Here is an 8,274-nt window from a genome sequence, read left to right as displayed (position 1 = left end):
GTCCGAGCCGGAGATCGAGAAGAACGGCACCTTCGCTTCGCCGGCAATCGCCTTAGCCAGCAGCGTCTTGCCGGTACCTGGCGGCCCGACCATCAGCACCCCGCGCGGAATCTTGCCGCCCAGGCGCTGGAACTTGCCGGGGTCGCGCAGGAATTCGACCAGTTCGCCGACCTCCTCCTTCGCTTCGTCGCAGCCGGCGACATCACTGAAATTGACCTTGACCTGGTCCTCGCCCTGCAGCTTGGCGCGCGAGCGGCCGAAGCTCATCGCCCCGCGGCCACCACCGCCCTGCTGCATCTGACGCATGAACCAGATGAACACGACGACGATCAGGATCACCGGCAGCCAGTTCACCAGCAGGCCGATCAGCGAGAAGCCGGTGCCGGAATCCTGCGTGACCGTGACGTTCTTGTCCTGCATCTGCTTGACCACCGAGTTGGTGGAGAAGCCGAGTACCGGGGCGACGGTGCGGTAATTGCTGCCGTCTTTCAGCTTGCCGCTGATGGTGGCCGGGTTTTCGGCACTGATGTTGGCGGTGGCGACGTTGCCGCTATCCACACTCTGCACGAAGCTGCTGTAAGGCAGTTCCGAAGAGGCGCCACCGTGCGGGTTGAAGCTCTGGAACACGGTGATCAATACCACCGCGATCACCAGCCAGAGCAACAAAGTTTTCCATGTCTCGTTCATGCGCGGTTCTCGCCAGTTTGCCGGCCGGCCGGCCGGAAACCGGTGGCCAGCGCGTACACCTCACGCGAACGCGCGCGTGAGGCCTTGGGTTTACGCATACTTACGCGCGAAAACTCGGCGCGCAAGGTACGCAAGTAATCATCGAAGCCTGTTCCCTGGAACAACTTGATTAGAAATGCTCCGCCTGGTTTCAGCCAGTGCCTGGAAAAATCAAGCGCAAGTTCCGCCAAATCCATTGCCCGGATCTGGTCGGCCAGTGCCACGCCACTCATATTGGGGGCCATGTCCGACAGCACAAGATCGAGCTTCTGGCCGTCCAGGCGCTGCTCCAATGCTCTCAAAACGCTTTCTTCACGGAAGTCGCCCTGTAGAAAATCAACGCCGGCAATACCTTGCATCGGCAGGATATCCAGCGCCACCACAGTACCACTATCACCTAGGCGCTGCCGCACGAACTGCGACCAGCCGCCGGGTGCGGCGCCGAGGTCGACCACGCGCATGCCCGGCTTCAGGAGCTGGTCGCGCTCGACCAGTTCTTCCAGCTTGAACACGGCACGCGAACGCAGGCCCTCGGCCTGGGCTTTCTTGACGTAGACATCGTCGAAATGCTCCCGCAGCCAGCGGGAACTGCTCTTGCTGCGAGGCATGGTCGGCACATGGACCGGGAACAGGGGGTAGCCATGATACCCTTTAACATTCATTTGCAGTGCATTGAGACTGAACGCATGTCCCTATCTCCTTCACAGAAGCGCTACCTGCGCAGCCTCGCCCACGACCTCCATCCGGTGATTCTGCTGGGCGCCAAAGGCGCTACCGAGGCGGTGGTGAAGGAGCTGGACCTGACGCTGTCGCACCACGAGCTGGTGAAAGTGAAACTGTCCGGCGGCGACAAGGAAGAACGCGACGAACAGCTACGGATCCTGCTTGAAGGTACGGGCGCGGAAAACGTGCAACAAATCGGCCATGTCGCGGTGTTGTTCCGACGCAACGAGGACGATCCCCGGCTGGCCCTGCCACGCTGAGGAGGCTGTCATGGATTTCTCGCTGGAACGCCCTGGCGATTACCTGTTCGTCCGCCGCGTCACCGAGCGCGCCGTTACCGTGGTCGACCGCGAGCTGACCGCCAGCTTCCTGCTGTCGCCGCAGCGGGCGGTGGAACAATGGCCGGTCACCCAGGCGCAGGCGCTCACCGGCGAGCACGTCGAGGCCGTGCTCGAGCTGCAGCCGGAAGTGGTGCTGCTGGGCACCGGCGCGCGCCAGCAGTTCCCGCCGGCCGCTTTCATGGCCGGGTTTCTGCGCAAGGGCATCGGCATCGAGGTGATGGACAATGCCGCGGCGGCACGCACCTATGATCTGCTCGCCAGCGAGGGGCGGCGGGTGGTGGCCGCTTTCATTCTTCCCGCGGACTAGGCGCAACGCTCCGAACCTAGCCGGGGTCGGAGCAAGGTGGTACGCCCCGGAGGACACTTGCGTGGATTGGTGGTGAGGCGCCGCCGAACCCCAACATCGCTTTCTGCATGGCAACGTTGGGGTTCGCATGCGCTCACCGCCAACGCGTTGCTCGCCAGCGAGGGGCGGCTTTCTTCTTCCCGCCGGCTAGACGCCCTCTTTCGTATAGGACAAGAGGGCTTGGGTGAGGGGCAACCTTGCGGGAAGCTGCTGTCTAGCCAAGACGCGCCGAAAACCGCTTCAGCGCCAGGCCGTCCCCTCACCCGAACCCTCTCATGCGCAACCCTGCTCAGCGCGATGGCAGATAGTCGAGCGGGTCCACCGGATTGCCATCCTTGCGAATCTGGAATTGCAGCTCGTCGCGAGAACTGCCGCTTGAGCCCATTTCGGCAATCTGCTGCCCGGCTTTAACCTGCTGCCCTTCGGTGACCAGCCGCTTGCGGTTGTGGCCATACGCGGACAGGAAGCTGTCGTTGTGCTTGATGATGATCAGCTCGCCATAACCCACCAAACCATTGCCGCTGTACACGACAGTGCCATCCGCTGCCGCGACCACGGGCTCGCCGGCCTTGCCGGCGATGTCGATACCCGGTATTGCCGCGCTGGCTTGAAAACGGCCAATGACTTGGCCGGCTGCCGGCCACCGCCATTTCACGCCGCCTGCACTGCGGGTGCTGCCGCTGGCGGCCACCACGGGTGCCGCGGCGGTTGCCGCAGCCGGAATTGGCGCATTGCTGTGCGCCACAGGCGCAGTACTTGCCGACGGCGCGGGATGCGTCATCGCCACGGGTGCCGGAACAACTGAACTGGCATGCGCAGGCGACGGCGATGGCGTCGTCGCCGCGGGTGTCGGTTCCACCGTCTGGAACACCGGAGCCGACGGTGCCGGTGGCGGCGCATGCACGATGGCCGGCGCCGCACCATGTCCCGACAATTTCAGTACCTGCCCCGGCCAGATGGTGTAAGGCGGCGCGATGCCGTTCAACCTGGCGACTTCGCGGAAGTCCGTACCATTGCGAAACGCGATGGAGTAAAGCGTATCGCCCTTGACGACGGTATAGGTGCCGGCCTCATGGTTCGGTGCCGGTCGCGCACTGCTCGACGCGCCCGGCGGCGGCTGCACCACCACCGTGCTGCAACCGGTCATGAGTATGGCTATAGCGGCAAATGCGAACCATCGCGTCAATCCATTCATGCGCGTCAGCATAGCGAGGTCGCCAAGAGTTTTCATGCGATCGACACGGAACGATCGCCCGCCATTAATGCTTGAGTGCCCACCAGCCACCAAGCATCACCAACGCACCGAGGGCCACCCAACCGATCCACTCGATGTTTTTATGCAGGATGTGCTCGGCACGCTCGCCGAACAAACGGACCAGCAAGGCCAGCAACCACACGCGCTTGCCGCGCCCGAGCAGGATGCACACCAGGAACGGAAGCACCGGCACGCCGACAATGCCCGACGCCCAGGTGACGAACTTCATCGGCACCACCGGCACCAGCGCCGCGATCGTCAGCACCAGCAGCATCTCCAGCCAATGCTGGCTCATCTGCGCGCGCAGGGTTTCCACACCATGCTCGATCGAGTCGTACAAATGCAGCGACTGCAGCAGCGGCGTCAGTGCATGAAAGGCCCAGTGGCCGAGCGCATAGCCCACCAACGAACCCATGAGTGAGAACAGCAGGCTTACGTTCGCGTAGAAGAACGCACGATGGCGCTTGCCCAGCATCATCGGCGCCAGCATCACTTCCGGCATGACCGGAAAGATGAAGGCTTCAACGAAACTCAGGCCGCACAGGTAATAGACTGCCCGGCGGTCGCGCGCCCACACCAGTACGCGCGCATAAAGCTTTCCGAAGAGTTGCATCAGCCGATCCCGCCCAGCAAGGGCACAAAGCTGACCGCTGCCAATTCTTCCTGCATGAAATCGCCTTTTCCGTCGCCGCGCATGCGGATCAAGGTTTGACTGCTGGGGGAACCGACCGGCGCAACCAGCACGCCGTCCGGAGCCAGTTGATCGAGAATCTGCGTGGGAACGGCATCGCCCGCCGCCGTGAGCAGGATGGCGTCGAATGGGGCTTCGGCTGCCCAACCCAGCTTGCCGTCGTCATGGCGCGAGCGGATGTTGTCGAGGCCGAGCTGGCGAAAGCGACGGCGCGCCTGGCGCAGCAATTCTTCGATGCGCTCCACCGTATACAGCTGCGGCACCAACTGCGCCAATACCACGGCCTGGTAGCCGGATCCGGTGCCGATCTCCAGCACCTTCTGCGGGCGGCCGGACTTGGGCTCGAACGGCTCGAGCAAGGCCTCGGTCATGCGCGCGACCACCCATGGCTGCGAAATGGTTTGGCCATGGCCGATCGGCAGCGCGGTATTCTCATAAGCGCGGGAGTGCAACGCCTGATCGATGAAATGGTGCCGCGGCACATGGCGCATCACGTCCAGCACGCGCTGGTCGCGGATGCCTTCTTCCTTCAATTTGGCGATAAGCCGGTCGCGCGCGCGTTGCGAGGTCATGCCCTCGCCTTTCAGGGCCGATGGCGGCAACGGATGGATCATGCGGCCTTACCGTTTGCCTGATCGCCCATGTCGTCGCTCAACGCGCGCACCCAGTTGCTCACCTTCTCCAGCGCCTGGAACCGGGTGAGGTCTACATGGATGGGGGTCACGGAAATGTAGCCGCGCCGCACCGCATCGAAATCGGTGCCTGGGCCGGCGTCTTCCACGTCGCCCGCCGGTCCGATCCACCAGATCGGCCGCCCGCGCGGATCGTTCTGCTTGATGCACGGCGCGGAGCGATGGCGCTTGCCTAGGCGCGCGGTTTCGAAGCCGAGGATTTCTTCCCACGGACGATCCGGCACGTTGACGTTGAGGATGGTGTCGGCCGGCAGCGGGTCGACCAGCAGGCGCTCCATCAACAGGAGCACCGCCTTGGCGGCCGACTCGTAATGCTCACCTTTGTGATCCTTGCTGACCAGCGACACGGCGATCGCCGGCAAGCCGAGAAAGCGCCCTTCCATCGCCGCCGACACGGTGCCGGAATAGATCACGTCATCGCCCAGGTTGGCGGAATTGTTGATGCCGGACACCACGATATCGGGCTCATGATCCAGCATGCCGGCGAGTGCGAGGTGCACGCAGTCGGTCGGCGTGCCCACGACGCGGTAATAGCCGTTGTCCATGCGCGAGACACGGATCGGCACGTCCAGGGTGAGGGAGTTGCTGGCCCCGGAGCGATCCCGATCCGGCGCCACCACCGTTACCTGGCCGACCGCGCCGAGGCGCTCGGCGAGCACGTGGATGCCGGGGGCGTCCACGCCATCGTCGTTGCTGACAAGTACTCGCATCATCATCCGTTCAAAACGATTGATCGGCGTGCGAACCCGCGGAACTCGTGAAAACCCGACTCGTCGCCCCGGCGAACGCCGGAGCCCAGCGCCCGCCGCTCGAATCGACACACTGGATTCCAGCCGAGGTTGCTTCACAAGCTCGCAGGGCATCGCACGCACCCTGGACCTGGGAGTCTAACCGAGCCGACCGTTTGTTTCACCGGCGATTTTCGCAAGCTTCGCTTCACCATCGCAGCGCTCCTTTCGCTACGATGACACGCATGAAACGCCGTACCCCCGCCATCGTGAGCGACGAGGACAGCCGCCTGTTTCGCGAGGCCATCGGTGAAGTCCGCCTGTTCGAACCGGTCACCCCGCCACCCGAACTGCCCAGGCCCGAACCGCACCCCTACATGCTCGAAGCCGACGAGGCCGCCGTGCCCGGCGAACTGCTGGACATGGCCTTCGACCCGGGCCTGATGGAGGTCGGCGAAGAGCTCAGCTACCTGCGCGACGGCTATCCCCCGAAGCTGCTGCGCCAGCTCAAGCGCGGTCAATTCAGCGTGCAGGACGACATCGACCTGCATCAGATGAACGCCGCGGCGGCGCAGGCCACGATTGCCGAATTTCTTGCGCATGCCAAGGATCAGGGGTTTCGTTGCGTACGCATCGTGCATGGCAAGGGATTGCGCTCGAAGGCGGCCGGCCCGGTGCTGAAAATCCTGACCGATCGGTTGCTGCGTCGTCGCAACGATGTGATCGCATTCGCTTCCGCACGTCCCATGCAGGGCGGCACCGGCGCGGTGGTGGTATTGCTGAAAGATAAATAACCTTAAGGCTCTTATGCCCAAGCTCTTCTCGTACGGCACGCTGCAGCAGGACAACGTACAACTGGCAACGTTTGGCCGCCGGCTTGCGGGCCAAGCCGATCAACTGACCGGATTCGCACAAACCGAGATCGCGATTGAAGATCCCGCGGTCATCAAGACCAGCGGCAAGACCCATCACCCCATGCTCGTGTTCACCCGCCGCATCGAAGACTGCGTCGACGGCAAGGTGTTCGACCTCACCGACACCGAACTCGCGCTGGCAGATGAGTACGAAGTGGACGACTACAAGCGCATTGCCGTCAGCCTGGTTTCCGGACTCCAGGCTTGGGTGTATGTAGATGCGCGGCAGGCGATCGCATACGACGCCGCACCGGCGCAAACCACTGGCTTCTAGGCGATCAGCTCGCGCGCAACGACGGTTGCATAGGCGCCGGCGGGCAACTCGAAACTCAGTTCGAGCGTGTCGCCATCCGTCCAATGCCAACGCAAATCTTTAGGCAACAAGCGCAACGGACGGCGCTCGTGATCCATGCGCGCCGCCGATAAACCTTCGACCAAATCAGTGGATTGCAATGCGATGGCTTGCTCCAGCTCACCCGCGGCATCCGTCGTCGGCGGTTCACCCTGTCCCCACAGCGGACCGGAAGGATGGATGTCGCCCTGCGCCAGACGCGCAGCGAGCGTCTCGTCGAACGGTTCCGGACCGAACCAGGAACGCGAGCCGGCCAGCGACCAGATTTCGCCTTCCAGCGGCTTGTCCCATGCATCGCGCTCTACGCGCGCAGCCAGCACCTGGTTGAAGATGTGCGAACGCGCTGCCGATAGCAGGATGGAGCGCTTGTCGCGATCGACACGGCGTCCGGCGAACATCGCGCGTGCCTGCGCCACATTGCCGCCTTCACGGCCGAAACGTTGTTCGCCGAAGTAATTCGGTACGCCGCGGGCAGCGATAGCCCGCAGAACTTCTTCAGCGCAGGCGCGGTCGCCTTGCACATCGCGCAGCACCAGCACGAAACGATTGCCGCGCAAGGCACCGCGCTTGAGCTTGCGTTTGTGGCGCGTGCTTGAAAGCACGTTCACCTCGGCATGCGGAAACGCGTTCCAGTCCGGGTCGGCCTTGCCAGGCAATTGCACCGTGAAAGCCTGGCGTGTGACGGCGTGGCGGTCTTTCAAGCCGGCGTAGCCGACATGCATGGGCGAGGTGCCCGCGAAGCGTGCCAATTCACGCGCAACCCAGTCGGTGTTGGCCCCGCGCTTTTCCACCCACAGGAAGGCATGTTCGCCCTCGCCATCGGGTTCGTAGCCGAGGATTTCTTCGACGCGAAAGTCTTCGGGAATGCTGCGCAGGGTGGCCGTCAGGGGCGGCGAGCCATAGGCGCGGGGAAGTTCGGATTCAGATTCAACAGAGGATGTCATAGGTAGCGGTGCCCCTGCTCTGCTTGCAGAAGCGGGTTGGGGTGGGTTTACACGAGCTTGCGGTAAACGTGAGGACTTCACCCGACCCCAGCCCTCCCCTACTGCACGTAGGGGAGGGAGCCGTTCGCTGTAGTTTGGAGATCGTCGTCAATGGCCACTCATCCCCGAAGCCGCAGGTGCAGCGACACTCGCCGCCGGTTTCGGCACCACCTGATAGAACGTCTCGCCCGGCTTGATCAAACCCAATTCACCGCGAGCACGCGCTTCCACCGCCTGCTCGCCATGCTTGAGATCGTTGACGTCCGCAGCGAGCGCCTGGTTGCGTTGGGTGAGCTTGTCGTTTTCGTCCTGCTGTTTTTTCACGGCAGCACGCAGGCTCGTCACCTCGGCCATGCCGCCGTGGTTGGACCACAGCTCGAACTGCAGTCCAATCAGTATCAGCAACAGGATCAAGGCGACCCAACGCAACATAATTCTGGCGATAACCTCGCTCAGCCAGGCAAGTGGGAAAGGCTCGGGAACGCGTTGCGGCCGGCGTAGACGGCAGACGAACCGAGCGCCT

At 63.3% G+C, this 8,274-nt stretch carries 12 protein-coding genes; 4 read left to right on the top strand and 8 right to left on the bottom strand.

Annotated elements, in window-relative coordinates; all coding sequences use genetic code 11:
- Positions 1-687: ATP-dependent metallopeptidase FtsH/Yme1/Tma family protein (locus VMA74_RS07125; RefSeq protein WP_325365940.1), on the bottom strand; the 687-nt coding region annotated here is incomplete at its 3' end.
- On the bottom strand, positions 684-1,334 hold the full coding sequence (gene rlmE, locus VMA74_RS07120) for a 23S rRNA (uridine(2552)-2'-O)-methyltransferase RlmE (protein WP_325365939.1): 651 nt from the start codon (positions 1,332-1,334) through the stop codon (positions 684-686). The genes VMA74_RS07125 and rlmE, both read right to left, overlap by 4 nt.
- Before the next feature lie 78 nt (positions 1,335-1,412).
- Here rlmE and yhbY point away from each other — a divergent pair, with 78 nt between their 5' ends.
- Both yhbY and VMA74_RS07110 read left to right on the top strand, forming a co-directional pair.
- Positions 1,413-1,709 carry a ribosome assembly RNA-binding protein YhbY gene (gene yhbY, locus VMA74_RS07115; protein ID WP_325365938.1) on the top strand — a complete coding sequence of 99 codons (297 nt, stop codon included), beginning with the start codon at positions 1,413-1,415 and terminating at the stop codon, positions 1,707-1,709.
- Positions 1,710-1,719: 10 nt separating this feature from the next.
- Positions 1,720-2,097: an Mth938-like domain-containing protein gene (locus VMA74_RS07110; protein WP_325365937.1), complete on the top strand. Its 378-nt coding sequence runs from the start codon at positions 1,720-1,722 to the stop codon at positions 2,095-2,097.
- Between the two features lie 328 nt (positions 2,098-2,425).
- Here VMA74_RS07110 and VMA74_RS07105 read toward each other — a convergent pair whose 3' ends face one another.
- The 4 genes from VMA74_RS07105 to surE are packed head-to-tail and all read right to left on the bottom strand — an operon-like array spanning position 2,426 to position 5,484.
- Positions 2,426-3,343, bottom strand: a complete 918-nt coding sequence (locus tag VMA74_RS07105) for a peptidoglycan DD-metalloendopeptidase family protein (protein ID WP_414649575.1) — start codon at positions 3,341-3,343, stop codon at positions 2,426-2,428.
- Between the two features lie 52 nt (positions 3,344-3,395).
- The gene (locus tag VMA74_RS07100) at positions 3,396-4,004 is read right to left on the bottom strand and encodes a YqaA family protein (protein WP_325365935.1); all 609 of its coding nucleotides are present in this window, start codon (positions 4,002-4,004) and stop codon (positions 3,396-3,398) included.
- Positions 4,004-4,696 carry a protein-L-isoaspartate(D-aspartate) O-methyltransferase gene (locus tag VMA74_RS07095; RefSeq protein ID WP_325365934.1) on the bottom strand — a complete coding sequence of 231 codons (693 nt, stop codon included), beginning with the start codon at positions 4,694-4,696 and terminating at the stop codon, positions 4,004-4,006. The genes VMA74_RS07100 and VMA74_RS07095 overlap by 1 nt, the downstream gene beginning before the upstream one ends.
- Positions 4,693-5,484: a 5'/3'-nucleotidase SurE gene (surE, locus tag VMA74_RS07090; RefSeq protein ID WP_325365942.1), complete on the bottom strand. Its 792-nt coding sequence runs from the start codon at positions 5,482-5,484 to the stop codon at positions 4,693-4,695. The genes VMA74_RS07095 and surE overlap by 4 nt, the downstream gene beginning before the upstream one ends.
- A gap of 263 nt (positions 5,485-5,747) precedes the next feature.
- Here surE and VMA74_RS07085 point away from each other — a divergent pair, with 263 nt between their 5' ends.
- Positions 5,748-6,296 carry a Smr/MutS family protein gene (locus VMA74_RS07085; protein WP_325365933.1) on the top strand — a complete coding sequence of 183 codons (549 nt, stop codon included), beginning with the start codon at positions 5,748-5,750 and terminating at the stop codon, positions 6,294-6,296.
- A 13-nt stretch (positions 6,297-6,309) separates the two neighbouring features.
- A complete protein-coding gene (locus tag VMA74_RS07080; protein WP_325365932.1) occupies positions 6,310-6,690 on the top strand; it encodes a gamma-glutamylcyclotransferase family protein in 381 nt (126 codons plus the stop codon).
- On the opposite strand, the gene truD is transcribed toward VMA74_RS07080, so the two are convergent.
- Entirely contained in the window at positions 6,687-7,712 is a 1,026-nt protein-coding gene (gene truD, locus VMA74_RS07075) for a tRNA pseudouridine(13) synthase TruD (protein WP_325365931.1), read from the bottom strand. The genes VMA74_RS07080 and truD overlap by 4 nt on opposite strands.
- Positions 7,713-7,859: 147 nt before the next feature.
- On the bottom strand, positions 7,860-8,183 hold the full coding sequence (gene ftsB, locus VMA74_RS07070) for a cell division protein FtsB (RefSeq protein WP_325365941.1): 324 nt from the start codon (positions 8,181-8,183) through the stop codon (positions 7,860-7,862).
- Positions 8,184-8,274: the final 91 nt, after the last annotated feature.

It is taken from the genome of Dyella sp. (assembly GCF_035508675.1).
Lineage (GTDB): Bacteria > Pseudomonadota > Gammaproteobacteria > Xanthomonadales > Rhodanobacteraceae > Dyella_B.
This window is presented reverse-complemented; position numbering and strand designations above follow the sequence as displayed.